The sequence below is a fragment of the Methylobacterium durans genome (assembly GCF_003173715.1).
In the GTDB taxonomy this organism is placed as follows: Bacteria; Pseudomonadota; Alphaproteobacteria; order Rhizobiales; family Beijerinckiaceae; genus Methylobacterium; species Methylobacterium durans.
Window position 1 is genome coordinate 614,353 of sequence record NZ_CP029550.1, and the last position, 22,999, is coordinate 637,351.

Consider the following 22,999-nt stretch of genomic DNA (forward strand, 5'->3'; position numbering starts at 1 on the left):
AGGGCTTGTGAGATAATGCGGGCCCTGTCTCAAATTTCCAGTGCCCAGGCCGCTCCCGGAAGCCTAGATTTTGTTCACGCCTCAGCTACCGGACTTCCGTGCTGCCACGGGCGCCGGCGAAGATGGGCCAGCCGACGTTCGTCGCGGCGCGATCTGGGACCGGATCCACGGTCGCCTGTGCTCTTGAGAATCGAAGGTCGCTCGCAACGTCCAGAACCATCTCGGAAGGGGTTGCCAAGCCTCCGGCGAGTCCTTAAACACCGCGCTCACCGGCCGGGCAGCCAAACAGCCACCCCGCCGACAGCGCGCCCGTAGCTCAGCTGGATAGAGCACCAGACTACGAATCTGGGGGTCAGAGGTTCGAATCCTTTCGGGCGCGCCATCTCTTCGAATTTGATCCGCGATCGAGCCGCCCACGGGCTCTTGCGGCGACGATCGATCCGAAGAGCGCGGCCCGGCATCCCAAATCCGCATCCCGTCGACGATCCGGCCGATATGGCATGCGGCATGCTGATCTCATCGCAAGGTGCGGGATGAGGCTGCCGGAGGTGCCGGTGTCTGGATTTTATTTGGGCGACGAGGATCTCGAACGACCGGCTCTGCTCACGCTGTGGCCGCACGCGCTGGACGTGAAGGCCGTGGAGCCGCGCGAGGTCGCGAGCCTTAAGGAAGCCCTCCGGGAGGCCTTCGCGGCCCTGCACGCGGATTCCGGTGCGCCCTGGATCACCACGCAGAGTGGTCACATCCTGTCACCTTCCGTCCTCGCAGGGCTCTGGGCCTCCGAGCCGTTGGCCGGATCGGCATTTCTCGCTGCGCCGGCGGACCCATTGCCCTGCGATCGGACCGACAGGTCGCCGGCCGCCCTGTCGCACGGCGCCCGGACGACCGACCGGCGGCCAAAGACACCGTCTCGAGCCCGGTGCCTGACCGCGCGTGCCAGCATCGAGGGGCGGCGCCCGGACGCGCAGGGCAGCGGACGCGCCGGATCGCGCCCGATCCGGCCGGCCTGAACCTCGGCGACGTGCGATCAGGGGTCGGTCGGTCGTCGCGACGCATAGCGGAGGAGATGGATGGTCGCGCCCGCGACCATGAGCGCGAGGGCGTACCACGTGATCGCGTAGACAAGGTGGTCGTTGCGGAAGGCGACGACAGTCAAGCCACCCACCGGCAGTCCGCCGGGATTCGGAGCAGCATCCGCATCGATGAAGTAGGGAGCCGCGTCCGTGAGCCCACTTGCGGCCGCGATGGCGGGGACGTCCCGCGAGAACCATCGGCCCGCAGCCGGATCGTTCGAGCGCAGGAATGCGCCGCCGGGCTCGCTGAGACGCAGGAGGCCCGTCACGATGGTCTCGCCGGGGACCTGGCCTTCCCGGCGGCGGGCCGGATCCCGGCGCGCGTCCGGAACGAAGCCGCGATTGATCAGGACGACGCCGCCGTCGGCCTTCCGGAGGGGCGTCATCACCCAGGCGCCGGCGCCGGCCTCCGTCACGGCCTGAACCAGCGTTTCGCGATCGTGCAGGAAGGTGCCGGCCACGCGCAGGCGCCGATAGGCGTCCTCCGTCCCGATCTGCGGCCAGTCGGAGCGCGGCGGCGGCGGCGTCGGCGGCGCGCGAAGGCGCGCATCGACATGGGCGATGAGGTCGAGCTTCCAGCCGCGCCGATGCAGCTGCCAGGTTCCGAGCCCGGCGAGGAGCGTGAAGGCGAGGGTCGCGCCGACGAGGATCGCGGCGAGGACGCCGCGGGAATGGCGCGGAGAGGCTTCGGGAGCGTCCGGAGGCCCCCGATCGTCCCCGCCGACCGGCCCGTCCCCCATCAGCGCAAGGGGGTGGCCGGCATGTGCTGCTGCATGTCGTGGCCCGACATCGGCATCATGTTCGTGTTGAGATGGTACATCACCCAGAGCGAGCCGATCAGCGTGATCACGACGAGCGTGAGGGTGAAGATCAGCGCCAGGAAATTCCAGCCGCCCTCCGACTTGGTGTCCATGTGAAGGAAGTAGATCATGTGAACGACGATCTGCACGACCGCGAAGACCATGATCACGAGGCTGGTCGTCCGGTTGTCGCCGAGGACGTCGGCCATCACCAGCCAGAACGGGATCGCCGTGAGAATGACCGAGAGAACAAAGCCGGTCATGTAGCCGCGGAAGGTGGCGTGATGGCCGCCCGTGGCGTGCCCGTGGCCGGCCTCGTGCGCGGCGTGGTGCGTGTCCGTGGCGGCGCTCATTGCAGCACTCCCATCAGGTAGACGAAGGTGAAGACGCCGATCCAGACCACGTCGAGGAAGTGCCAGAACATCGACAGGCAGAGGAGCCGGCGCTGGTTCTCGGCGATCAGCCCGCGTTGGCGGACCTGCACCATCAGGACGACGAGCCAGACGATGCCGAGGCTCACGTGCAGGCCGTGGGTGCCGACGAGGGTGAAGAAGGCCGACAGGAAGCCGCTGCGCTGGGGCGTGGCCCCCTCGTGGATCAGGTGGGCGAACTCGTAGAGCTCGATCCCGACGAAGGCGAGGCCGAACAGGCCGGTGACCGCGAGCCAGCCGAGCGTCGCCGCCTGCCGGTCCCGCTGCATCTCCAGCATGGCGAAGCCGTAGGTGATCGACGAGAGGAGCAGCATCGAGGTGTTGAGCGCCACCAGCGGCAGCTCGAACAGGTCCTTCGGGGCCGGGCCGGCCGCGTAATTGCGGCCGAGCACGGCGTAGGTGGCGAACAGGACCGCGAAGATGAGACAGTCGCTCATCAGGTAGATCCAGAAGCCCAGCATGGTGCTGCCTTCCGGATGGTGGTCCTCCTCGAGGTGGAAGGACGGGGCCTCGACGAGGTCCTTCGTCTTCGATGCTAGCGTCGCCATGGTTCAGGCCCGTCCGGAGAGAAGCGCGGAGCGCGCATCCTCGGCCCGGACGACCGCCTCGGCCGGGATGTAGAAGTCGCGGTTGTAGTTGAACGTGTGGATCACGGTGACGAGGAACATCGCCACGAAGGTCAGCCCCGCGAGCCACCAGATGTACCAGATCATCGCGAAGGAGAAGGCGATGCTGAGCACGCCGAGAATGAAGCCCGTGCCGGTGTTCTTCGGCATGTGGATCGGGCGGAAACCCTTCAGCGGACGGTCGTAGCCGCGCTTCTTCATGTCCGACCACGCGTCGAGCTCATGGATCACGGGCGTGAAGGCGAAGTTGTACTCGGGCGGCGGCGACGAGGTCGACCATTCGAGGGTCCGGCCGTTCCACGGGTCGCCGGTCAGGTCGCGCAGCTCCTCACGCCGGACGTAGCTGACGACGAGCTGGACGCCGAACGAGAGGATGCCGAGCAGGATCAGGAAGGCGCCGAAGGCCGCGATCACGAACCAGATCTGCAGGGACGGGTCGTCGAAGTGCTGGAGGCGGCGCGTCACGCCCATCAGGCCCAGGATGTAGAGGGGCATGAAGGCGAACCAGAAGCCGCTCAGCCAGAACCAGAACGAGACCTTCCCCCAGAACGGATCGAGCTTGTAGCCGAAGGCCTTCGGGAACCAGTAGGTGATGCCCGCCAGCAGGCCGAACACCACGCCGCCAATGATCACGTTGTGGAAATGCGCGATCAGGAACAGCGAGTTGTGGAGCACGAAGTCGGCGGGCGGCACGGCGAGAAGCACCCCGGTCATGCCGCCGATGACGAAGGTGACCATGAAGCCGACCGTCCACAGCATCGGCACCTCGAAGCGGATGCGCCCGCGGTACATCGTGAACAGCCAGTTGAAGATCTTCGCACCTGTCGGGATCGAGATGATCATCGTCGTGATCCCGAAGAACGAGTTCACCGATGCGCCGGACCCCATCGTGAAGAAGTGGTGCAGCCAGACGAGGTAGGACAGGATCGTGATGACGACGGTGGCGTAGACCATCGAGGCGTAGCCGAAGAGCCGCTTGCCCGAATAGGTCGAGACGACCTCCGAGAAGATGCCGAACGCCGGCAGGATGAGGATGTAGACCTCCGGGTGGCCCCAGATCCAGATGAGGTTGATGTACATCATCGGATTGCCGCCGAGGTCGTTCGAGAAGAAGTGCGTGCCGACGTAGCGGTCGAGCGACAGCAGCGCGAGAACGGCGGTCAGGATCGGGAAGGCGGCGACGATGAGCACGTTGGTGCAGAGCGCCGTCCAGGTGAAGACCGGCATCTTCATCATCGTCATGCCGGGCGCCCGCATCTTCACGATGGTGGCGATGAGGTTGATGCCGGATAGAAGCGTCCCGATCCCGGCGATCTGGAGGGCCCAGATGTAATAGTCGACGCCGACGCCGGGACTCGCGGCGGGGCCGGAGAGCGGCGGGTAGGCGAGCCAGCCGGTGCGGGCGAACTCGCCGACGAACAGCGAGGCCATCACGGTGAGGGCGCCGCTCACCGTCATCCAGAAGCTGAAATTGTTGAGGAATGGGAAAGCGACGTCGCGGGCGCCGATCTGCAGCGGCACGACGAAGTTCATCAACCCCGTCACCAGCGGCATGGCGAAAAAGAAGATCATGATCACGCCGTGGGCGGTGAAGATCTGATCATAATGGTGGGGCGGCAGGTAGCCCTCGTTGGCGCCGAAGGAGATCGCCTGCTGGGCGCGCATCATCAGCGCGTCGGCAAAGCCCCGGAGCAGCATGACGAGCGCCAGGATGACGTACATGATGCCGATCTTCTTGTGATCGACGCTCGTGATCCAGTCGCGCCAGAGGGTGCCCCAGAACCGGAAGTAGGTGATCGCGCCGAGCACCGCGACGCCGCCGAGGACGACGCCGATGAAGGTCACGAGCAGGATCGGCTCATGGTAGGGGATCGCTTCGAGCGTCAGGCGCCCGAAGATCAGCTTCTGCAGGTCCAGGTTCGAGAACATGGCTCTTCGCTCGTTGGCGGGGTGCGGCGGCCGTTGAGGCGCCGGCTCAATGGTTCAGTTGCGCGGGGGCCGGCGTGCCGTGCTGGTGGCCGGGCCCGGAATGGTCGTGCGGGCCATCGGGCGCCTCGCCGCGGCCCTTCACGGCAGGGCCGTGGGCGTCCGGCTTTATGCCCTGCGGCTGCTCGTCGCCCTTGGCGGGGCGGCCGGAGGCGGGAAACGTCGCGGATTCGCCTTCCTCGCCCTGCGCGGCGTGGCGGTTGTCGTATTCCAGGCGCTCGCGATTGTGGTGGCTCTCCTTGCCGGCGCCTCCCGTCGCGTCGATGTGCATCATCTCGCTCATGCACATCTTGCCCGGCACGGCGCACATGTTGAGGATCGCGCTGTAGAGGCCATCCTCGTAGGAGCCGAAGTAACGGACGGGCTCCTGCTCGCTCGGCTTCTCGAGCTTCAGGTAGGCGTCGCGGGTCAGCTTCGTGCCCTCCTGCTTCGCCTTGGCGACCCAGGCGTCGAAGCCGGCCTGATCGAGCCCGTGGAACTTGAAGTTCATCCGCGAGAAGCCGGAGCCGCTGTAGTTCGCGGAAAAGCCGTCATAGATCCCAACCTTGTTGATCACGGCGTGCAGCTTCGTCTCCATGCCGGCCATCGAGTAGATCTGGCCGGCGAGCGCCGGGATGTAGAAGGAGTTCATGATCGAGGCCGAGGTGATCTTGAACGTGATCGGCCGGTCGACGGGCGCGGCGAGTTCGTTGACGGTGGCGATGCCCTGCTCGGGATAGAAGAACAGCCACTTCCAATCGAGGGAAACGACCTCGACCGGCATGGGCTTCACGTCCGCCGGCAGCGGCCGCGAGGCGTCGATGCGCGAGAGCGGCCGGAACGGATCGAGGGTGTGGGTGCTGATCCAGGTGAGCGCACCGAGGGCAATGATGATCACGAGCGGCGCTGCCCAGATCACCACCTCGAGCTGCGTCGAGTGGTGCCAGTCCGGATCGTATTTGGCCTGCGTGTTCGAGGCCCGGTAGCGCCACGCGAAGAACAGCGTCAGGGCGATCACCGGCAGGATGATCAGGAGCATCAGCCCGGTCGAGGCGATCACGAGGTCGCGCTGGCGGGCGGCGATGTCGCCCGAGGGCTGCATCACGACCATGTTGCAGCCGGCGAGCAGGCCGAGCAGGGGGACCAGCGCGAGGGCGCGGAGCAATCTTGGACGCATCAGATCGAGTCGATGAGGGGCCGGAGCGGCGCAGGCACCCGGATGCGGCGCCTGCGAAGACGCCCCGGGAATCGCGCGGCTTTACTGCGCTGCAGCATGTGGCTAAGGCAAGTGCCCGGATGTCTCACCTGCGGGCGCCGCGGGCATGGCAGGGTTGAACAGCCCGGATATGGACCCGGTGCGTTCCGCGTGCATCTAGGCGCGTCGCTGCGCCGCCGTACCCGGTGCGCGCGGTCGCGCCATCATTCCCGTTTCCGGAAACGGCGGCCCGTTTCCGTCGCTTCAGAGAGCGACCTTCCGACGATGAGCTCAGATTCCGCTGCGCCCACCTCCGACGCGCTCGAGCGCGACGCCCACCTCGCCTCGACCGACCATAAGGTCGAGCCGAGCGAGATCGCCATGGGCGTCATCATCGGCCGAACCTCGGAGTTCTTCGATTTTTTCGTGTTCGGCATCGCCTCGGTGCTGGTCTTCCCGAAGGTGTTCTTCCCCTTCGCCGATCCGCTGACGGCGACGCTCTACGCCTTCGGCATCTTCGCGCTCGCCTTCGTCGCCCGCCCGATCGGCTCAGTGCTCTTCATGGAGATCGACCGGCGCCACGGTCGCGGCGTGAAGCTGACGATCGCGCTGTTCCTGCTCGGCTTCTCGACCGCGGCGATCAGCTTCCTGCCGGGCTACGACCACTTGGGCGTGACGGCGATCGTCCTGCTGGCGGCCTTCCGCATCGGCCAGGGCCTCGCCCTCGGCGGCGCCTGGGACGGCCTCGCCTCCCTGCTCGCCCTGAACGCGCCGGAGGGCCGCCGCGGCTGGTACGCGGCGATGCCGCAGCTCGGCGCGCCGCTCGGATTCATGCTCGCGAGCGCCCTGTTCTCGTTCTTCCTCGCCAACCTGACGCCCGAGGACTTCCTCGACTGGGGCTGGCGCTACCCGTTTTACGTCGCCTTCGCGGTGAACGTCGTCGCGCTCTTCGCGCGCCTGCGCCTCGTCGCCACGGACGAGTTCGTCAATCTCCTCCAGACCCGTGAACTGGAGCCCGTGCCGGTGCTCGAACTTCTCCGGGTGCACTGGCGCCACGTTCTCATCGCCGCCTTCGTGCCTCTGGCGAGCTTCGCGCTCTTCCACCTCGTCACGATCTTCCCGATCAGCTGGATCACGCTGTTCACGCAGCGCTCCGCGGGCGAGTTTCTGATGGTGCAGTTCGCCGGCGCCACCATGGCGGCCGGCGCGATCCTGGCCTCAGGCCTGATGGCGGATCAGATCGGGCGGCGTACCATGCTCGCCATCTGCGCCGGACTGATCGCGCTCTTCGCGGTCGGCTCGATCCTCGCGCCGCTCCTGTTCGGCGACAGCATGGCCGGGCAGACCGTCTACGTGGTCGTCGGCTTCGGGCTCCTCGGCCTGTCCTACGGGCAGACGGCCGGCGCCGTGTCCTCGAACTTCGGCGCCCGCTACCGCTACACGGGCTCGGCGCTGAGCTCCGATCTCGCCTGGGTGGTCGGTGCCGGCTTCGCGCCGCTCGTGGTGCTCAGCCTGTCGAGCCGGTACGGGCTCGCCTGCGTTGGACTCTACCTGCTGTCCGGCGCCGTCGCGACACTCGTCGCGCTCGGCGTCAACAAGCTGAAGGCACGCGCCGCCTGAGGCGGCGCCCTGAGGAACTTCGCCCGCGGGCGCGCTCAGTCTCCCGCAGGCACCGGATCCGGGCAGGTCGATAGGCCGTCGAGGTCGAGATAGGTCGGATCGAAGTCGGCGAAATCGTGTATCCGCGGCACGTCCGGGATGACGAGGCGGTGCCGCTGCCAGACGATGAGGTCCTGCTTGCGCAACGCCTGAAGGATGCGGTTGATGTGGACGTGCGAGATCCCGAGCGCGTCCGCCAGATCCACCTGCGACAGCGCGAGTTCGCAGCTGTTCTCGTCGGCGAGGCCCACCGCCTGCAGGCAGGCGAGCACCTCGCACAGGAGGTGGGCAAGCCGCTGCATCCCCGGCCGGCTATCGTTTACCAGCCACTCGCGCGAGCGATTCAATTCGGCCAGCGCGAGCCACCAGAGGGCGCGGTTGAGGCTGGGATGCCGGTTGATCAGATCGTGCAGCGCGGCGCGGGAAACCTCGACCACGGAGCAGCGGGTGAGAATGCCGATGCGCCACTCGAGCCCGTGACGGTTCGTGGGCGGGATCCGGCAGAGGTCGCCGGGAAGGACGAAGGACACGATGCGGCGGGTCCCATCCACCAGGGTCTTGTAGCGGCAGGCGACCCCGCTCATCAGAAGATAGATGCGCTCCGCATCCTGGTCGGGGACGATGTCGTGACGTGCCGCCAGAGTCCGCGCGTCCTGCGTCAATGCCGAGAGGGCCTGCCGTTCGTCCTCCGACAAAGGGCCCGCATGCTCCAGCTTCCGAATGAAGGGATTGCTCAACACCTGACCGCACGCTGCCTCGGCGAACAGCATAGCTTAGCGTCGGCGATGTGATCAACGGGCCCGCCACCGTAGGTGGTACGCCTGGGCAATTGTTTCGGAACGGGATCGACGCCGGCAGACGAATGGACCCCGGCCGAGGATCTCCGATAGCGATGCCGGCCTGCGGGCATCGCTATCGTCGGTTGTGAAATTCGTGCGCCCGAGCCTCCTCGCCGACCAGACCGGCTCTAGCATTACAGTTGCAGGGTGAGGCTCCTATCTGAGTGGTTTCGGATGGGAGAGCGCGATGTCCTCAACCTCGCTCGAATCGACGCTGGAGCTCTGGTCGACGACACTGCGGCAGGCCAAGCAGCGCATCCGCCCGCTGTTTGCCGCCCCGAGCGTCGCCGCCTCCGCCAACGCCTTCCTCGATGGCCTACTCGGGGGTGAGCGGCGCAAGACCGGCTGGATGCGCGCTGAAGCTGCTGGTGATCCAGGCCCCTGGCGCCAGCAGGCTGTCCTCGGTCGCACGCACTGGGACGCGGAGGCGCTGCGGGATGTGGTGCGCGACTACGTCCTCGAGACGCTCGGCTCTCCCGACGCGGTGGTGGTGATCGACGAAACCGGCTTCCTGAAGCAGGGCAGAGCCTCGTGCGGTGTGGGCCGGCAGTACACGGGCTCAGCTGGCAAGATCACCAACTGCCAGATCGGGGTGTTTGCCGCCTACGTCTCGGATCAGGGCCACGCCTTCATCGATCGTCAGCTGTACCTGCCCAAAGCCTGGGCCGGAGACCCGGCTCGAAGGCGGGCGGCGCATGTGCCCGAGGCCATCACCTTTGCCACCAAGCCGCAGCTGGCGCTGGCCATGATCGAGCGGGCAATAAAGGCAGAGGTGCCGTTTGCCTGGGTTGCGGCTGACAGCATCTACGGGGTTGGCGAGATCGAGCTGGCGCTGCGCCGTGCGTACAAGGGCTACGTGCTCGGTGTCACGGGTCAGCATCGGTTCTGGTCCTGGGACCAAAACCTCGACGTTGCGGGCACCGCCGAGGAGATCGCCAAGGATCTCTCCGAGACAGACTGGATCCGGCTCTCGGCCGGATCTGGCACGAAGGGACCGCGCCTGTTCGACTGGGCCTACCTGCCGCTGGCCACGCTGCCGGCGGATGCGCTCGACGCCGCTCTTGATCAGAGCGTGTGGACGCGCGGCCTGCTCGTGCGGCGCAGCCTGTCGGACGGGAGCTTCTCCTACTTCACCACTTGGTGCCCGGCCGGCACGCCGGTGCAGACGCTGGTGGCTGTGGAGGGGCGGCGCTGGGCGATCGAGGACGCGTTCGAGACGGCCAAGACGGAGCTCGGGCTGGCCCACAACGAGAGCCGTTCGTGGCACGGCTGGCACCGGCACGTCAGCTTGGTGATGCTGGCTTTTGCGATGTTGGCGCGGGTGCGCCGGCTGGCCAACGGAGCGCCCCCAAAAACGCCGCTCATCGCCAAGCTCGCAGGTACCGTGGTCCATCCAGGAGATCCGGCGCGTGGCGATGCGGCTGGCGCAGCGGCGCATTGAGCCCGCGCTCGTGCTCGCTTGGTCAGCCTGGCGGCGCGCCCACCAAGCTGCCGCCCGACAGGCGCACCTCAGAACGAAACTGCAACTGTAATGCTAGGCGGAAGGGATGGCGCAGGTGAGGCTCAGTCGCCGACGACCTTTCCGTCCGGCCCAACCTTCACCTCCTGCGAGCGATCCGCGAGTGCGACGGAGATTTCGTACTGCACCGCGTTGCCGTCGCGCTCGACCTCAGCCTCGTAGGCCTTGCCGCCGCCGGCTTTGCGCTCGGCGATCGCGATCGCGTCCTTCAGAGAGGTCTTGGCGTTCTGGAAGTCAGCTGTCTTGAGGCGGGTGAAATACCGCTCGATCGGCTGGTTCTCGCTCTTGTAGACGTCGCCCGTGTCGGCATTGATCCCGTACTCGACGAGCTTGCCGTCGGGATACACCACCTTGATGCTATAATGCGCGGGGTTCTTGCCGTCGGCCTTCTCGAAATCGGCGTCGATCGCGCGGCCCTTGTCGCCCTGGCTCTCGGCCTTGGTCAGCGCGTCGGCGAGGCTGACCTTCGCCAGCTTGGCGATCTGGAACTCCTTCATGTCGCTGCTGGCCTGATTGGCCGGCGGATTCGTGGCCGCGGGCGCCTGCGCGACGGCGAGGCTCGTCGTGAGCGCCAGGAGGCCGGCGGCGGTGGCAAGACGGGTGAGCATGGCGGGTGTCCTTTTCGAGGATTCGTTTTCGGACGTCAGCAACGTTCGGCCGCTCCGCTTGGTTGCCCGCGCATCGCCGCGCGGCCACCGCGCCGGATCGCAGGCCGTCGAAGCGCCCTCCGGGCCCGGTTCTGGCGCTCTCTCGCTACGTCGTCTTCGGTCCGATGCGCGTGGGGGGCCGAGCGCTTTGACGCGCTTCCGACGGAGTGGAAGATCCCCGGGCTCGCCGATCAGCCACAGCGGCTCGTCTTGAGAACCGAATATGTGAAGATGTTCCGAGTAAGCCGTGCGACAGAATTGTATTAACCTGGATCAATTCCGATGCGGCAAGCTATGGGCACGATTTTTTGAGCACACGCACGGCGGAACTTCGGATGAAGTCGAGGCTTTGCGACTTGGAAATCGACGATCACCAGAGAGGACACCTCACATGGCTTCGGATACGCGCGACATCTACGTCACGGCACTGAAGAACACCCACGCTCTGGAGATGCAGGCTCTGCAGATCATGGAGCGGCAGGTCGAGCGCCTGCAGCGCTATCCCGAGATGGAGGAGGCCCTACGCCGCCACATCGAGGAGACGCACGGTCAGCGCGCGCGCCTTGAGGAGGCCCTTCAGGCTGTCGGCGACAGCCCGTCCACCATCAAGGAAGGCATCCTCGGCTTCGTCGGAAACATGATGGCGCTCGGCCACACGCCGGCCCAGGACGAGATCTTGAAGAACACCTACGCCAATCACGCCTTCGAGAATTTCGAGATCGCGGCCTACGAGTCCTTGCTGACGATCTGCGAGGTGGCTGGCCAGCGCGGGAGCGTCACCGGGTTCCAGCAATCGCTGCAAGAGGAAGAGGCGATGGCGCGCAAGGTGCGGGATCTCGTCGGGCCGACGACCCGCCGCTACGTCGCACTCACCAGCGCCGGCGAGAAGGCGGACCGGTAGATCGTCGCAGCCACGGGCCGGTCAGGACGTCCGCGACTTCTTTCCCACGACGCGCGCGTGCTTTCCGGCACGGGGGCTCTTGAAGCCCTTCGGACCCGGCCTGTCGACGGGCGAGGCATCGCCCGCCAGCGCCACCACCTGAATTTCGGGCGAGCCGTTGCGGGCGAAGGTCGCCGCGAAGCGGGAGGCGGCGCCCCCACGAACCTCGAACTTCGTCTCGCGCTCGAAGATGCGGATCGCGCCGATCTCCTGGCGGTCGACACCGCCGCGCCGGGTCAGGAGCGGAAGCAGCCGGCGCGGATCGGCATTGTCCCGTCGTCCGAGGTTCAGCCGGAACCAGACGGCCGGTCCCATCGCGGCGATGCGCTCGGCATCCATCGGGTCGAAGCGCGGGTTCGACGAGCCGCGCCGGCCCGGAACCTCGCCCGGATCCGTGACGTCCTCGGGTGCCGGCAGACGCGAGCGGTAGACCCGGGCGAGCGCGGCGGCGAGGTCCTTCGGCTCGATCTGCGCCAGAAGCTGCTCGGCCAAAGCCAAATCCTCTTCCATCGGCGCGTCCGTGAACAGCGGGTCCGAGAGCATCCGCTCGCCGTCGAGGCGCCGGACTTCGTCCGCCGTGGGCGGTCCGCTCCACTCGGGGGCGATCTTGGCGATGGCGAGCATCTGCTCGGCGCGGCGCCGGCGGGAATTCGGCACGAGGAGCACGCTGGTGCCCTTGCGCCCGGCACGCCCGGTCCGGCCGCTCCGGTGCTGCAGGACCTCCGCGTCGTGGGGCAGATCGGCGTGGATGACGAGGCTCAGCGTCGGCAGGTCGATGCCGCGCGCGGCGACGTCGGTCGCCACGCAGACCCGCGCCCGCCCGTCGCGGAGCGCCTGGAGCGCAGCGTTACGCTCGCCCTGGCCGAGTTCGCCGGAGAGGGCGACGACCGAGAACCCGCGTTCGGTCAGCACCGCCTGGAGATGGCGCACGGCGTTGCGGGTGTTGCAGAACACGATCGCGGTCGGGGCGTCGGCCTCGCGCAGGACATTCAGCACCACGTGCTCGATCTCGCGGGGCACCACGCGGATGGCGCGGTAGGTGATATCGGCGTGGCCCTGCTCCTGGCCCTTCACGGCGATCCGCAGGGCGTCCCGCTGGTAGCGCTCGGCCAGGGTCGCGATGGCCTTCGGCATCGTCGCGGAGAACAGGAGCGTGCGGCGCTCGCCGGGCGTGGCCGAGAGGATGAACTCAAGATCGTCGCGAAAGCCGAGATCGAGCATCTCGTCCGCCTCGTCGAGGACGACCGCCCGCAGGGCGTCGGTGACGAGGTTGCGGCGCTCGATGTGATCGCGCAGGCGGCCCGGCGTCCCGACCACGATGTGCGCGCCCTCCATCAGGAAGCGGCTCTCCCGGCGCGGATCCATGCCGCCGACGCAGGCAACGACGCGCGCGCCGGCCGCAGCGTAGAGCCAAGACAATTCGCGGTGGACCTGGAGCGCCAGTTCGCGCGTCGGGGCGATCACGAGGGCAAGCGGGGCCGCGGGCGGCGGAAGGCTCTCCGCCTCGCCGAGCAGCGTGCCGGCGATCGCGAGCCCGTAGGCCACCGTCTTGCCGGAGCCGGTCTGCGCGGAGACGAGGAGATCGCGGCCGCCCGCCTCGGCCTCCAGGACGGCGGCCTGGACAGGCGTCGGCTCGTCGTAGGCGCGCTCGGTGAGCGCCCGCGCGATCGGGGCGGGCAGGGTCGGGAAAGGCAAGGTCGAACTTTCAGCATCGGCGGCGCCCGTCCGGCGCAGAGCGCGGAGCGGGGCGGAGGGCCGGTCTCGAATCGGTTGCGGAACCCGCGCTTCTACCTGCAGTGGGCCCCGCGCGCCAGAGTCGGTGCTGCATGGGCCGGTTGCAACGCACAAGCACGCTTTCGTGAGCGGTCTGCGCCGGCGCAGATTTTCTCAGGGCCGCACCTGTCGCCTCGGGCGTCCCGATGGCAGAAGGCGCAGGCCGTCACGATACGGACGGACTCAAAACTTGGAAGACGGACGGGCTGATGGGTGGAATCTTGCGGTTGGCGGTGGCCTGGGCGACGGTCGGCGCCTTCGCGTGGTTCGGCAAGGACTGGCTCGGCGATCTCGGCTCGCCGCTCTGGGCCACGGGGCTGTTCCTGTGGCTCCTCGGCGCCATCGTCTGGTCGGCCTTCGGCGTGGTGCACGAGGCGGAGGAACTCGCCGAGATGCTGGGCGAGCCGCTCGGCACGCTGATCCTGACGCTCTCGATCGTGATCATCGAGGTGGCCCTCGTCTCGGCGGTGATGCTGTCGGCCAAGGATGCGCCGACGCTCGGGCGCGACACCATGTTCGCCGTCCTGATGATCGTGCTCAACGGCGTGGTCGGGCTCGGCCTCCTCATCGGCGGCCTGCGCCACCACCAGCAAACCTACAACCTCCAGGGGGCGTCCGCTTTCCTCGCGGTGCTGATTCCGCTCAGCACGATCGCGCTCATCATCCCGAACTTCACGACCTCGACCACGGACGGCACCCTGACGCGTTTCCAGGCGATCACCTTCTCGGTTTTCACCGTCGCCCTCTACGCCGTCTTCCTGCTGATCCAGACCGGGCGGCACCGCGACTTCTTCATGGATGCGGCCGCGCGGAAGGAGACGGAGGCGACCGAGCGGCCGGGCGCCGGCCCGATCCTGCGCCACACGTTCCTTCTCCTCGCCAACATCCTGCCGATCGTCCTGCTCTCGAAGAGCCTCGCCGCGATCCTCGATCACGGTATCGCCGCGCTCGGCGCGCCCTCCGCGCTCGGCGGCGTGCTGATCGCCGCCATCGTGTTCACGCCGGAGGCGATATCGGCCCTCAAGGCGGTGGCCCGCAACGAGCTTCAACGCGCGATCAACCTCTGCCTCGGCGCCGCGACCTCGACGATCGGGCTCACGGTACCGGCGATCCTGGCGGTCGGCCTGCTGACAGGCCAGACCGTCGTGCTGGGCCTGAAGCCGACGGAGATGACCCTCCTCACCATCACGCTGATCCTGAGCACGCTGACCTTCTCAGGCCTGCGCACCACGGTGCTGGAGGGTGCGGTGCACCTGATCGTGTTCTTCGTCTACCTCGTGCTGATCTTCAGCCCGTGAGGGTGCACCCCTGATCGCGACCGCCTACCCGCCGAAGCGCTCTGTGCGGATCGAGGCGGGCGCGACGCCGGCATCGAGCAGGAGGTTCGAAGCCGCCGACACGAACGGGTTGCTGCCGCAGACGAAGGCGTGCGCCGGCGTTCCGATCTGCCCCAGGGCCGCATCGATCCGGGTGCGGTCGATGCGGCGTCCGGCCGCCTCCCGCGTCAGGACGAGCATCAGCGAGAAGCCGGAATCGTCGCGGGCGCTGGCCTCGAGCTCGTCGCGCACGATCACCTCCGCGCGGTTGCGAGCCGAGTAGACGAGGAGTGCCGGGATCTGCGGCGCCGCGACCGACCTGTGCCGCAGCATCGCGAGAAGCGGCACGACCCCCGACCCGCCGCCGACGAGGAGGAGCGGGCCGCCCTCGCTCTCGTCCCAGACGAAAGAACCGCCGATCGGCCCGCGCAATTCGATCCGGTCGCCGATTTCGGCCACGCTCGCGAAGAAGCCGGAGACCTCCCCCTCGTCCAGTCGCTCGATCATCAGCTCGATGGTCCCGGAGGCGTCGGGTGCCGAGGCGATCGAGTAGCTGCGCTGGGCCTGATAGCCGTCGGGCGCCGTCAGCCGCACGTCCACGTGCTGGCCGGGGCGGAATCGGCCGGCGAAATCCACCCGGAAGCGGAAGCTCTTCACCCGCTCGGTGATCGCCTCGACAGCGACGATCTCCGCCTCCTGCCAGCGCAGCTTCTCCCGCTCAGTCACCGGTGAAGCGCTGCTCCAGCCACGGATCGCCGTACATGTGATAGCCGAGGAGTTCCCAGAACCCGGCTTCATCTTTCCTGGTGAAGCGTAGGCCGTTCAACCACTTAGCGCTCTTCCAGAAGTAGAGATGCGGCACGAGGAGGCGGGCCGGACCGCCATGGTCCGGCGGGATCGGTGCGCCGGCGTAATGCGTCGCCACCATGGCCTTGCCGCCCGTCAGGTCGGCCACGGGAACGTTCGTGGTGTAGTCGTCGTAGCCCTCGGCCAGCAGGAATTCCGTCGGCGCGGCAATGCCGGCATCCGCGAGGAGGTCATCGACGCTGACGCCCTCCCAGAGGGTGTCGAACTTCGACCACTTGGTGACGCAGTGGATGTCGCCGGTCCATCGGGTCCGCGGCAAGGCCTCGAACGCGGGCCAGTCCCAGCTCTTCAGGGGCTTCGCACCCTCGCGGAGGGTGAATCGCCAGGTGGCGAGGTCGATGCGAGGCGTCGGACCGAGCTGGAGAACGGGGAAATCCTCGGTGAGGTACTGCCCCGGCGGCAGCCGGTCTCGCGTCGCGTCGGGCGGCCTGCGCCCTGTGAAGCCGCGTGTGGCCATTCGAGCCTCTCTCCGAAACACGTCCTCTGCGCGAACGCCGCCGGCGCCGTTCGGTTCGAGCCGCAAACCGGGTGCGAGGTCAAGCTCGCATTCGGACTCCCCTCCCCTATGCTGCCGCCGTGGCGGAGGAGCGGCGAGTATGCGGGAGCCCGGCTTCAAGGATCATTTCTCGGTCGGCTCCGCCGATTACGCGGCTCACCGGCCGACCTACCCGGCGGCCCTCGTAGACCATCTGGCGGGTCTGACGCATCGGCTCGAGCGCGCCCTCGATACCGCCTGCGGAACTGGGCAACTCTCGACGCTGCTCGCTGGCCGGTTCCGCGAGGTCGTCGCGACCGACGCGAGCGCGGCGCAGATCGCGAACGCGGCGCCCCATCCCGGCGTGCGGTACGCGGTTGCGCCGGCCGAGCGCAGCGGCTTGCCCGGAGCAAGCGTCGATCTCGTCACCGTGGCCCAGGCCGCCCATTGGCTCGATCTGGACGCCTTCTACGCAGAGGTGCGTCGCGTCGGGCGGCCCGGCGGCGTCCTCGCCCTGATCAGCTACGGCGTGCTGGAGGTCGAGGGAGCCGCGAATCCCGTCGTTCAGGATTTTTACGCGTCCGTGCTCGACCCATACTGGCCGCCGGAGCGCCGGCACGTCGAGGAGGGCTACGCGAACCTGCCGTTCCCCTTCCCGGAATGCCACGCACCGGACCTCTGGATCGCGGTCTCCTGGGCGCTTCCCGACCTCCTCGGTTACGTCAGCACGTGGTCCGCCGTGCGGGCGGCCGAGCGCGCGCTCGGGACGAAACCCGTCGAGACATTCCGGCACGCGCTCTCGGCCGAATGGGGCGATCCACAGCTCCGCCGCGATGTGCGCTGGCGCCTGTCCGCACGCATCGGGCGGTTGTAGGCTCGTCCAGCCAAGGTTGATGGTGCTGGCGCCGTACGTTTTGTCGGTCGCGTTCATCCGGTGCCGAACTATCGCCCCAATAGCATTGCTGTTCTGTTCAGTCTTCGCGGTCGGCCGGGCCTCACCGGCGTTCGCATCACAGGAGAGATCGAACCATGATCAGGCTTCTCACCACGGCGCTTGTGGCCGCTGGCCTCGCCGTCGCCGCGGTGCCGGCCGCTCAGGCCCGCGACGGAATCAGCCCCGGCGGTGCCGCGGCGCTCGGCGTGCTCGGCGGCCTCGCGGTCGGCGGCGCCATCGCCTCGTCGCAGAACGGCTATTATCCCGGCCGTCCCGTCTACCGCGCCCCGCCGCCGGTCTACGTCGAGGACGAGGGTCCGGTCTGCCACTTCGAGCGCCGCCGCTACGTCGACGGCTACGGCGACGTCTTCTTCCGCCGCGTCCGCGTCTGCGAGTGATCGCACGCTGATCGCGGCGCGACCGATCGCCGGAAACCCGAACCGAGTGAGCGTCCGGCGATCGGTCCCCTTGCGCGAAGCAACGGGAAGCGGCCAAGTCGGCGGGATCTGATCCCGCAATCGATCAAGAGGCCGCACCCTTGCCCGAGACGATCGAGAGTTTCGTCGGTCCCACGCGGTCCATTGAGCGTATTTCGATGATGGCGCCGCGGCGCGCTCGCCCGGGTGCCCGGATCGGTGCCGCGCACCTCACACTATTCCTTTCTCTCGCGTTGACCGTGCCGGCGCTCGGTCAGGCCCTCTCCCCCGACAACTCGCCGGGCGTCCCCGGACCGGAGGCTTTCGCGGCCTGTTCCGATGACCTCGCCGCACTCGCCGCGACACGCGGCATCGACCGCGGCCTCACCGGCGCGCAGCTCGACAAGCTCCAGCCGGATCCGGCCGTGCTCGCGGCCGCGAACCGTCAGGCCGAATTCGTCCGGCCGATCTGGGAGTACATCGAGGCCACGGTCACCGACGCCCGCATCGCCGCCGGCCAAGCGAAGCTCGCCGAATGGGCGCCGAGTCTCGATGCGATCGAGCGGGCCTACGGCGTCGACCGTCACATCCTCGTGGCGATCTGGGGCGTCGAATCGACCTACGGGGCCGTTCTCGACGATACGGCGATCGTGAAGCCCGTCATCCGCTCCCTCGCGACGCTGGCCTGTGGCGACACGAAGCGCGCGGCTTACTGGCGTGACGAGTTGATGGCCGCCCTCGCGATCCTCGCCAAGGGCGACATCACCCCGAGCGCATGACCGGGTCGTGGGCCGGAGCGATGAGCCACACTCAGTTCATGCCGATGACCTATCGCGATCACGCGGTCGACTTCGACGGCGACGGCCGGCGCGACATCTGGGCCTCCATCCCCGACGCCCTCGCCTCGACGGCGAGCTATCTCCGCAACGTCGGCTGGCGCGCGGGCGAGGGCTGGGGGTTCGAGGTCCTGCTGCCGTCAGGGTTCGACTATCGGCTCGCGGACGAGAGCACGGAGCGGCCGCTCTCGGAATGGCTTGAGCTCGGTCTGCGCGCCGGCGACGGGCGCACGCTCGCGGACACGCAGGTGCGCGCTGCCCTGGCGGTGCCGGCGGGCGCCGATGGGCCGGCCTTCCTGCTCCAGCCGAACTTCCGGATGATCCTGCGCTACAACACGGCGCTCTCCTACGCGCTGACGGTCGCCCATTTGTCGGACCGGCTTCGGGGCCTGGGCGGCTACGCCCGGGACTGGCCGCGTCAGAAGCGGCCGCTGACGCCGGACGAAATCCGGGATCTCCAAGGCAAGCTGACGGAGCGCGGCTTCGATGCCGGCGGCATCGATGGCAAGATGGGCCCGAAGACCCGCGCCGCGATCCGCTCGTTCCAGGCCTCGGCTGACCTGACACCGGACGGGTTTGCCGACGCCGCGCTGCTCGCGCGCCTCGTCGCGCAGCCTTGAGGCGGAGCGGCTGCGGAGAGGCGTCGCATGAAGGTCCTGCTGATCTACTGCCATCCGCGGCCGGACAGCTTCAGCGCGGCCCTGCGCGATGCGGCGATCGAGGCTCTCACGAACTCGGGTCACGCCGTGACGCTGCGCGACCTCTACGCCGAAGGGTTCGAGCCGGTTCTCTCCGAGACCGAGCGCGGCCGCTATTACGCGGAGGATTCGGATCGAGGCGCGGTCGCCGACCATATTGCCGCGTTGCAGGCGACCGACGCCCTCGTCCTCGTCTATCCGACCTGGTGGTTCGGCCTGCCAGCCATGCTCAAGGGCTGGATCGACCGGGTCTGGCTGCCCGGGATCGCCTTCCACCTCGCGGGCCCCGGGGACCTGCAGCCCCGGCTCACCAACATTCGCCGACTCGTCGTCGTCACGACCTACGGTTCGCCGCGCTGGCTCCTCTGGCTGATTGGCTGGCCGGATTGGCGCGTGTTCCGCCAGGGGATCCGGCCGCTCTGCGCCCCGCGCTGCCGGCTCGACTGGCTCGCTCTGACGGGCATGGATTCCTGCCCACCAGAGCGACGGCTTCGCTTCATCGCGATGATCAAGGCCAAGCTCGCGAAGATCTGAGGCGATCCCATTCGCGGCGCGCGAAGCGGACGCGTCGCCGTTGCCCGGTCGGCTCTCCGCCCGGCTCCGCATGCCCGTTCTCGCAGCACTGGAACAGCTTTCGGCTGCAGTAGTTAGGAGACGCTACTTTCAGGAGTTTGCGTATGGACCTCTGGCAACTCATCGGACGCGATCACGAGACGATCGCGCAGCTCATTCGGGACATTCCCTATGCCTCGACCGATCCGCGGCTCATCCGCAACCGGGCGCGGCTTCTCGGAAACCTCAGCGACGAACTCAAGATGCATGCGGCTGCCCTGGAGCCCGCGCTCTACGCGCCTCTCAGCCGGCACGAGAAGACCGCAGCCCTCGTCGAGGATCTGCGACGCGCGCATGCCACTTTCATGCAGCAGCTCGCGGTCCTGGCGAAGGTGCGGCGGGCCGGCTGGCTCGACCGGTTCGAGGACACGACCTTCCTAGTGGATCAGCACCTGCATCGGCACCTGCACGAGCTGATTCCGCCGGCCCGTGCCCTGCTCTCCTCTGAGGAGATCGAGATGGCGACGCGAGCCTTCGTGCAGGCGAAGCTGAAGGCTCTGCGCGCGCAGCGCCGCGGGACGTTCGGATCGAGCGAATGGATGCTGACCGCGGCCGTCGGCGCGGCGGCAGCCGGCATCGCCTATCTGGCCTGGCAGCGCGGACTCATCGGCGCCGGGGCCCGCCGCTAGGCCCCGCCATCCCTGTCCCATCCGGAACGCGGGTTGCGGCGCCGGAAGGTAGAGACGCAGGGACATCCGGTGCGGCGCGCAACGCCGCATCGGGAGATGTCCACCGAGGGGAGACGAAAGTCAGGAAAATGGTGCCCAGGGGCGGAATCGAACCACCGACACTGCGATTTTCAGTCGCATGCTCTACCAACTGAGCTACCTGGGCGACCGCCGGTCCGCTGAGCGGCGCCGGCTGGAGCGGGGGTATAGTGAGTGCCGCCGCCCCTGTCCAGCCTCGTCGCGCGGCGAAAGCGTGGGTTTTTTACACGGCGGCGACGGGCCTATTCCTCGCGCCGCCGCGGCGGATCGATTTCCTCCTCGTCCTCGCCCGGGATGACGTAGCGGTCGCTGAGCCAGCGGCCGAGGTCGATGTCGGCGCAGCGCGCCGAGCAGAAGGGTGTGAACGCGGCCTCCGACGGCCGGCCGCAGATCGGACAGGGAGCAGGCTTCTTCGGCAGGGAGTTCACGCCATCCCTCCCCATCGCTCACGGACTGGAAATCCCTCGCCGTCCAGAAGGTTGCTGGTCTCGTACAAGGGCAGGCCGACGACGGCGCTGTGGGAGCCGACGAGCTTCACCACGAAAGCACCGGCGAGGCCCTGGATCGCGTAGCCGCCCGCCTTGCCGCGCCACTCGCCGGAGGCGAGGTAGGCTTGGATCTCGCGGCCGGAGAGCCGCTTGAATCGGACCCGGCTCTCGACGATCCGTTCCCGGCGCCCGTCCTTCGGCGAGAGCAGCGCGATCGCGGTGTAGACCCGGTGTTGCCGGCCCGAAAGGAGGCGCAGGCAATCGGCGGCCTCGTCGGGGATCTCCGCCTTGGGAAGGATCCGGCGCCCCACGGCGACCACCGTGTCCGCAGACAGGATCCAGGCATGGCGCATGTCGTCGCGGCGGCGGGCCGCGTCCTGAGCGGCGGCGAGTTTCTCCCGCGCGAGGCGCCGGGCGAGTTCGCGCGGCGATTCCGATTTGCGCGGCGCCTCGTCGATGTCGGCAGGCAGGAGCCCGTCCGGCTCAATGCCGATCTGCTGGAGCAGCGCGAGGCGGCGCGGCGAGGCGGAGGCCAGGATCAGGCGGGCCGCCTTCGCCGTTCCGGCGGCAGCGGTCGCAGCGGAAGCCTCGAGCGCAGGGCTGGTATCCATGTCTTTCCAACGAGATCGCGCCGCGCGGCGCCCGACCCGGCGACCACTACTGGAAAGCCCCACCGATGTGAACGCGGCGCGAAGGCTTGATCCGCGACGCGCGAGGCGGGCGTGGACAATGCGATCGGCTCTGTTATGGTCCAGCCCGCGCCGCCCTCGGGGTGGCCGCGCGGTCGCTGCCGATGCGGCACTCGCGCGTGCGGGCGTAGTTCAGTGGTAGAACGTCAGCTTCCCAAGCTGAATGTCGTCGGTTCGATCCCGATCGCCCGCTCCACCTAACTCCCTGATCCTGCTAATGTTCTCGTGTCGCGACCGGCCGAGATGTTCCCCATGTTCCCCGTGGTGTTCCTCGCCGTTCCCCTTCGATGTTCGGGCTCCACTCTGCGGATCACGGTCGCATGACCCAGCTGCGCAGGGCCTTCTTTGACCCGCCGCCATCTGACACCAGCTCACGATCTATGGTTCAAGGATCGCCACTAAGGATGACCCTGCTCCGGATCTGACGCGAGACCGCGCGACCTGATTCTGGCGCTCCGATCGGCCAGTTCGCGTGATGCGTGGTGTTAGGCTTGTTCCCTGAGCATCCGTTGCTGGCGGCCACAGGCCTCTGCCCAGAGACAGGAATTCGAGGCAGCGAGCTTACGCGCAGCCCTCGACGCTCTCACGGGTGACAACCAGCCCGAAGGCAGCAGCTTGCCGATGAAGGTAAGAGCCTGTTGGCGGTGATCTACGGAACCGATGCTGCGCCCCAAGGTTTCTTGGGATCAAATCCAAACGTCGTGAAAGAGCGCAGATGGGCTCCCCTGCTCCGACTCTCTTTGCGGTGGGGGCTGCGTTCGCTGGCGGTGTTTTAGCGACTGTTGCCTTCGTCAGCTTGAACACCGGCGGTGCTCCCAGCGCACCACCAGCCCAACCAGGGTCGAGACTTGCCTCGTCACCGCCTGCCAATCAGCCCTGGGCCGATCCGGTGAAGACAGAAGACGCATCGTCACCGAGCCGTCAGGGAACGCGTTCGCCGCTCACCTTCCACGTGGACGGAGCGCAGGAGCAGCGAACGGCTGAACAATCCACGAAGGCTGAAGCCGCAGCATCGAACGGGGTTCAGGCACGCCCGGATCGACTTGGCGCAGGAAAGACGGACATAGCTCGGCAGGCGGTTAGACCTGACCGAGACGGGGCAGTCGCGACTCGGTCCGAGCCGTCAAAGAAGGATGTAGCGCGGGCTGACCAGTCTCAGGCTGAGATGCTGAAGGCCGATCGGAAGCGGGCAGACCGGGCGGTGCTGGGGCAAGCAGGGAAGACGGAGGTCAGTGGAGTGGCCGGAGGTTCGCGAACCAACGTGGCACGAGACACGATCGCCCGATCGCAGGTGCCAGCCACAGTTGAGCGCGGTTTCGACCGAGCGGCGTCGAGCGTGCGTGGCGTCGGCGCAACCGAGAGCCGACGCGAGAGCATTGCAGCTTCCAAGCGTGCGCGTCGCATCGTGACCCCGCCGGTTCCTGCTTATGCGGATGCTCAGCTTGATGACGAGGCACTTGAGTCGAGTGCTGGATTGCGTCGCCGTGTTCCGGA

21 protein-coding genes, 3 tRNA genes and 1 pseudogene are annotated in these 22,999 nt (G+C 67.8%); 12 read left to right on the top strand and 13 right to left on the bottom strand.

All coding sequences use genetic code 11. The features are described from left to right. Nucleotides 1-305 precede the first annotated feature (305 nt). Nucleotides 306-382, top strand: a tRNA-Arg gene (locus DK389_RS02845). A 172-nt stretch (nucleotides 383-554) separates the two neighbouring features. Beyond that, nucleotides 555-1,010 carry a hypothetical protein gene (locus DK389_RS02850; protein ID WP_162560456.1) on the top strand — a complete coding sequence of 152 codons (456 nt, stop codon included), beginning with the start codon at nucleotides 555-557 and terminating at the stop codon, nucleotides 1,008-1,010. Between the two features lie 17 nt (nucleotides 1,011-1,027). Here the strand turns inward: DK389_RS02850 and DK389_RS02855 are convergent, their stop codons facing one another. Genes DK389_RS02855 through cyoA form a run of 5 tightly spaced genes read right to left on the bottom strand, consistent with a single transcriptional unit; the run spans nucleotide 1,028 to nucleotide 6,072 of the window. After that, entirely contained in the window at nucleotides 1,028-1,813 is a 786-nt protein-coding gene (locus DK389_RS02855; RefSeq protein ID WP_109887354.1) for an SURF1 family protein, read from the bottom strand. Next, nucleotides 1,813-2,226: a cytochrome o ubiquinol oxidase subunit IV gene (cyoD, locus tag DK389_RS02860; RefSeq protein ID WP_109887355.1), complete on the bottom strand. Its 414-nt coding sequence runs from the start codon at nucleotides 2,224-2,226 to the stop codon at nucleotides 1,813-1,815. The genes DK389_RS02855 and cyoD overlap by 1 nt, the downstream gene beginning before the upstream one ends. Further along, nucleotides 2,223-2,852, bottom strand: coding sequence for a cytochrome o ubiquinol oxidase subunit III (gene cyoC, locus DK389_RS02865; RefSeq protein WP_109887356.1), 630 nt, complete (start codon nucleotides 2,850-2,852; stop codon nucleotides 2,223-2,225). Before cyoC ends, cyoD begins: the two co-directional genes overlap by 4 nt. Before the next feature lie 3 nt (nucleotides 2,853-2,855). Beyond that, complete coding sequence (gene cyoB, locus DK389_RS02870; protein WP_109887357.1) at nucleotides 2,856-4,859, bottom strand: cytochrome o ubiquinol oxidase subunit I; 2,004 nt, start codon at nucleotides 4,857-4,859, stop codon at nucleotides 2,856-2,858. A 46-nt stretch (nucleotides 4,860-4,905) separates the two neighbouring features. Continuing rightward, nucleotides 4,906-6,072 carry a ubiquinol oxidase subunit II gene (gene cyoA / locus DK389_RS02875; RefSeq protein ID WP_109887358.1) on the bottom strand — a complete coding sequence of 389 codons (1,167 nt, stop codon included), beginning with the start codon at nucleotides 6,070-6,072 and terminating at the stop codon, nucleotides 4,906-4,908. Nucleotides 6,073-6,375: 303 nt separating this feature from the next. On the opposite strand from cyoA, the gene DK389_RS02880 reads away from it, so the two are divergent. Continuing rightward, nucleotides 6,376-7,710 carry an MFS transporter gene (locus tag DK389_RS02880; RefSeq protein WP_109887359.1) on the top strand — a complete coding sequence of 445 codons (1,335 nt, stop codon included), beginning with the start codon at nucleotides 6,376-6,378 and terminating at the stop codon, nucleotides 7,708-7,710. Between the two features lie 35 nt (nucleotides 7,711-7,745). On the opposite strand, the gene DK389_RS02885 is transcribed toward DK389_RS02880, so the two are convergent. Next, nucleotides 7,746-8,444: a Crp/Fnr family transcriptional regulator gene (locus DK389_RS02885; protein ID WP_162560457.1), complete on the bottom strand. Its 699-nt coding sequence runs from the start codon at nucleotides 8,442-8,444 to the stop codon at nucleotides 7,746-7,748. Between the two features lie 331 nt (nucleotides 8,445-8,775). On the opposite strand from DK389_RS02885, the gene DK389_RS02890 reads away from it, so the two are divergent. Further along, nucleotides 8,776-10,029, top strand: a complete 1,254-nt coding sequence (locus DK389_RS02890) for an IS701 family transposase (RefSeq protein WP_109887361.1) — start codon at nucleotides 8,776-8,778, stop codon at nucleotides 10,027-10,029. Between the two features lie 122 nt (nucleotides 10,030-10,151). On the opposite strand, the gene DK389_RS02895 is transcribed toward DK389_RS02890, so the two are convergent. Further along, entirely contained in the window at nucleotides 10,152-10,715 is a 564-nt protein-coding gene (locus tag DK389_RS02895) for a PepSY domain-containing protein (protein ID WP_109887362.1), read from the bottom strand. Nucleotides 10,716-11,145: 430 nt separating this feature from the next. Between DK389_RS02895 and DK389_RS02900 the strand changes: the two genes are divergently transcribed. Continuing rightward, nucleotides 11,146-11,655, top strand: coding sequence for a ferritin-like domain-containing protein (locus tag DK389_RS02900; RefSeq protein WP_109887363.1), 510 nt, complete (start codon nucleotides 11,146-11,148; stop codon nucleotides 11,653-11,655). A gap of 21 nt (nucleotides 11,656-11,676) precedes the next feature. On the opposite strand, the gene DK389_RS02905 is transcribed toward DK389_RS02900, so the two are convergent. Beyond that, complete coding sequence (locus DK389_RS02905; protein ID WP_109887364.1) at nucleotides 11,677-13,389, bottom strand: DEAD/DEAH box helicase; 1,713 nt, start codon at nucleotides 13,387-13,389, stop codon at nucleotides 11,677-11,679. A 287-nt stretch (nucleotides 13,390-13,676) separates the two neighbouring features. Between DK389_RS02905 and DK389_RS02910 the strand changes: the two genes are divergently transcribed. After that, nucleotides 13,677-14,765: a calcium:cation antiporter gene (locus DK389_RS02910; protein ID WP_109887365.1), complete on the top strand. Its 1,089-nt coding sequence runs from the start codon at nucleotides 13,677-13,679 to the stop codon at nucleotides 14,763-14,765. 24 nt (nucleotides 14,766-14,789) lie between these two features. Here the strand turns inward: DK389_RS02910 and DK389_RS02915 are convergent, their stop codons facing one another. Further along, nucleotides 14,790-15,509 carry an FAD-binding oxidoreductase gene (locus DK389_RS02915; protein WP_236960555.1) on the bottom strand — a complete coding sequence of 240 codons (720 nt, stop codon included), beginning with the start codon at nucleotides 15,507-15,509 and terminating at the stop codon, nucleotides 14,790-14,792. Next, nucleotides 15,502-16,107, bottom strand: coding sequence for a sulfite oxidase-like oxidoreductase (locus tag DK389_RS02920; RefSeq protein WP_109887367.1), 606 nt, complete (start codon nucleotides 16,105-16,107; stop codon nucleotides 15,502-15,504). Before DK389_RS02920 ends, DK389_RS02915 begins: the two co-directional genes overlap by 8 nt. A 139-nt stretch (nucleotides 16,108-16,246) precedes the next feature. On the opposite strand from DK389_RS02920, the gene DK389_RS02925 reads away from it, so the two are divergent. The 5 genes and pseudogenes from DK389_RS02925 (at nucleotide 16,247) to DK389_RS02945 (ending at nucleotide 20,250) form a co-directional block, all read left to right on the top strand. Further along, a complete protein-coding gene (locus tag DK389_RS02925) occupies nucleotides 16,247-16,999 on the top strand; it encodes a class I SAM-dependent methyltransferase (protein WP_109887368.1) in 753 nt (250 codons plus the stop codon). Nucleotides 17,000-17,154: 155 nt separating this feature from the next. Beyond that, a complete protein-coding gene (locus DK389_RS02930; RefSeq protein WP_109887369.1) occupies nucleotides 17,155-17,457 on the top strand; it encodes a hypothetical protein in 303 nt (100 codons plus the stop codon). A gap of 200 nt (nucleotides 17,458-17,657) precedes the next feature. Then, nucleotides 17,658-18,931, top strand: a pseudogene (locus tag DK389_RS02935) (lytic murein transglycosylase). Nucleotides 18,932-18,958: 27 nt separating this feature from the next. Then, nucleotides 18,959-19,543, top strand: a complete 585-nt coding sequence (locus DK389_RS02940) for an NAD(P)H-dependent oxidoreductase (RefSeq protein WP_109887370.1) — start codon at nucleotides 18,959-18,961, stop codon at nucleotides 19,541-19,543. Between the two features lie 143 nt (nucleotides 19,544-19,686). Beyond that, a complete protein-coding gene (locus tag DK389_RS02945) occupies nucleotides 19,687-20,250 on the top strand; it encodes a hemerythrin domain-containing protein (RefSeq protein WP_109887371.1) in 564 nt (187 codons plus the stop codon). Between the two features lie 129 nt (nucleotides 20,251-20,379). Here DK389_RS02945 and DK389_RS02950 read toward each other — a convergent pair. The 3 genes from DK389_RS02950 to DK389_RS02960 form a co-directional block, all read right to left on the bottom strand. Beyond that, a tRNA-Phe gene (locus tag DK389_RS02950) sits at nucleotides 20,380-20,455 on the bottom strand. Nucleotides 20,456-20,570: 115 nt separating this feature from the next. Beyond that, nucleotides 20,571-20,771: a DNA gyrase inhibitor YacG gene (locus DK389_RS02955; protein WP_109887372.1), complete on the bottom strand. Its 201-nt coding sequence runs from the start codon at nucleotides 20,769-20,771 to the stop codon at nucleotides 20,571-20,573. Next, on the bottom strand, nucleotides 20,753-21,427 hold the full coding sequence (locus DK389_RS02960) for a Maf-like protein (RefSeq protein ID WP_109887373.1): 675 nt from the start codon (nucleotides 21,425-21,427) through the stop codon (nucleotides 20,753-20,755). The genes DK389_RS02955 and DK389_RS02960 overlap by 19 nt, the downstream gene beginning before the upstream one ends. Nucleotides 21,428-21,626: 199 nt before the next feature. Here DK389_RS02960 and DK389_RS02965 point away from each other — a divergent pair. After that, nucleotides 21,627-21,701 (top strand) — tRNA-Gly (locus DK389_RS02965). Nucleotides 21,702-22,999 lie beyond the last annotated feature (1,298 nt).

Excerpts from the sequence above, each read along its gene's own strand:
- DK389_RS02960 (WP_109887373.1), bottom strand. The coding sequence starts at position 21,427 with ATGGATACCAGCCCTGCGCTCGAGGCTTCCGCTGCGACCGCTGCCGCC.
- DK389_RS02945 (WP_109887371.1), top strand. The coding sequence starts at position 19,687 with ATGGACCTCTGGCAACTCATCGGACGCGATCACGAGACGATCGCGCAG.
- DK389_RS02900 (WP_109887363.1), top strand. The coding sequence starts at position 11,146 with ATGGCTTCGGATACGCGCGACATCTACGTCACGGCACTGAAGAACACC.
- cyoC (WP_109887356.1), bottom strand. The coding sequence starts at position 2,852 with ATGGCGACGCTAGCATCGAAGACGAAGGACCTCGTCGAGGCCCCGTCC.
- DK389_RS02940 (WP_109887370.1), top strand. The coding sequence starts at position 18,959 with ATGAAGGTCCTGCTGATCTACTGCCATCCGCGGCCGGACAGCTTCAGC.
- DK389_RS02880 (WP_109887359.1), top strand. The coding sequence starts at position 6,376 with ATGAGCTCAGATTCCGCTGCGCCCACCTCCGACGCGCTCGAGCGCGAC.
- cyoB (WP_109887357.1), bottom strand. The coding sequence starts at position 4,859 with ATGTTCTCGAACCTGGACCTGCAGAAGCTGATCTTCGGGCGCCTGACG.
- DK389_RS02930 (WP_109887369.1), top strand. The coding sequence starts at position 17,155 with ATGATCAGGCTTCTCACCACGGCGCTTGTGGCCGCTGGCCTCGCCGTC.
- DK389_RS02855 (WP_109887354.1), bottom strand. The coding sequence starts at position 1,813 with ATGGGGGACGGGCCGGTCGGCGGGGACGATCGGGGGCCTCCGGACGCT.
- cyoD (WP_109887355.1), bottom strand. The coding sequence starts at position 2,226 with ATGAGCGCCGCCACGGACACGCACCACGCCGCGCACGAGGCCGGCCAC.
- DK389_RS02890 (WP_109887361.1), top strand. The coding sequence starts at position 8,776 with ATGTCCTCAACCTCGCTCGAATCGACGCTGGAGCTCTGGTCGACGACA.
- DK389_RS02910 (WP_109887365.1), top strand. The coding sequence starts at position 13,677 with ATGGGTGGAATCTTGCGGTTGGCGGTGGCCTGGGCGACGGTCGGCGCC.
- DK389_RS02920 (WP_109887367.1), bottom strand. The coding sequence starts at position 16,107 with ATGGCCACACGCGGCTTCACAGGGCGCAGGCCGCCCGACGCGACGCGA.
- DK389_RS02895 (WP_109887362.1), bottom strand. The coding sequence starts at position 10,715 with ATGCTCACCCGTCTTGCCACCGCCGCCGGCCTCCTGGCGCTCACGACG.
- cyoA (WP_109887358.1), bottom strand. The coding sequence starts at position 6,072 with ATGCGTCCAAGATTGCTCCGCGCCCTCGCGCTGGTCCCCCTGCTCGGC.
- DK389_RS02955 (WP_109887372.1), bottom strand. The coding sequence starts at position 20,771 with ATGGGGAGGGATGGCGTGAACTCCCTGCCGAAGAAGCCTGCTCCCTGT.
- DK389_RS02925 (WP_109887368.1), top strand. The coding sequence starts at position 16,247 with ATGCGGGAGCCCGGCTTCAAGGATCATTTCTCGGTCGGCTCCGCCGAT.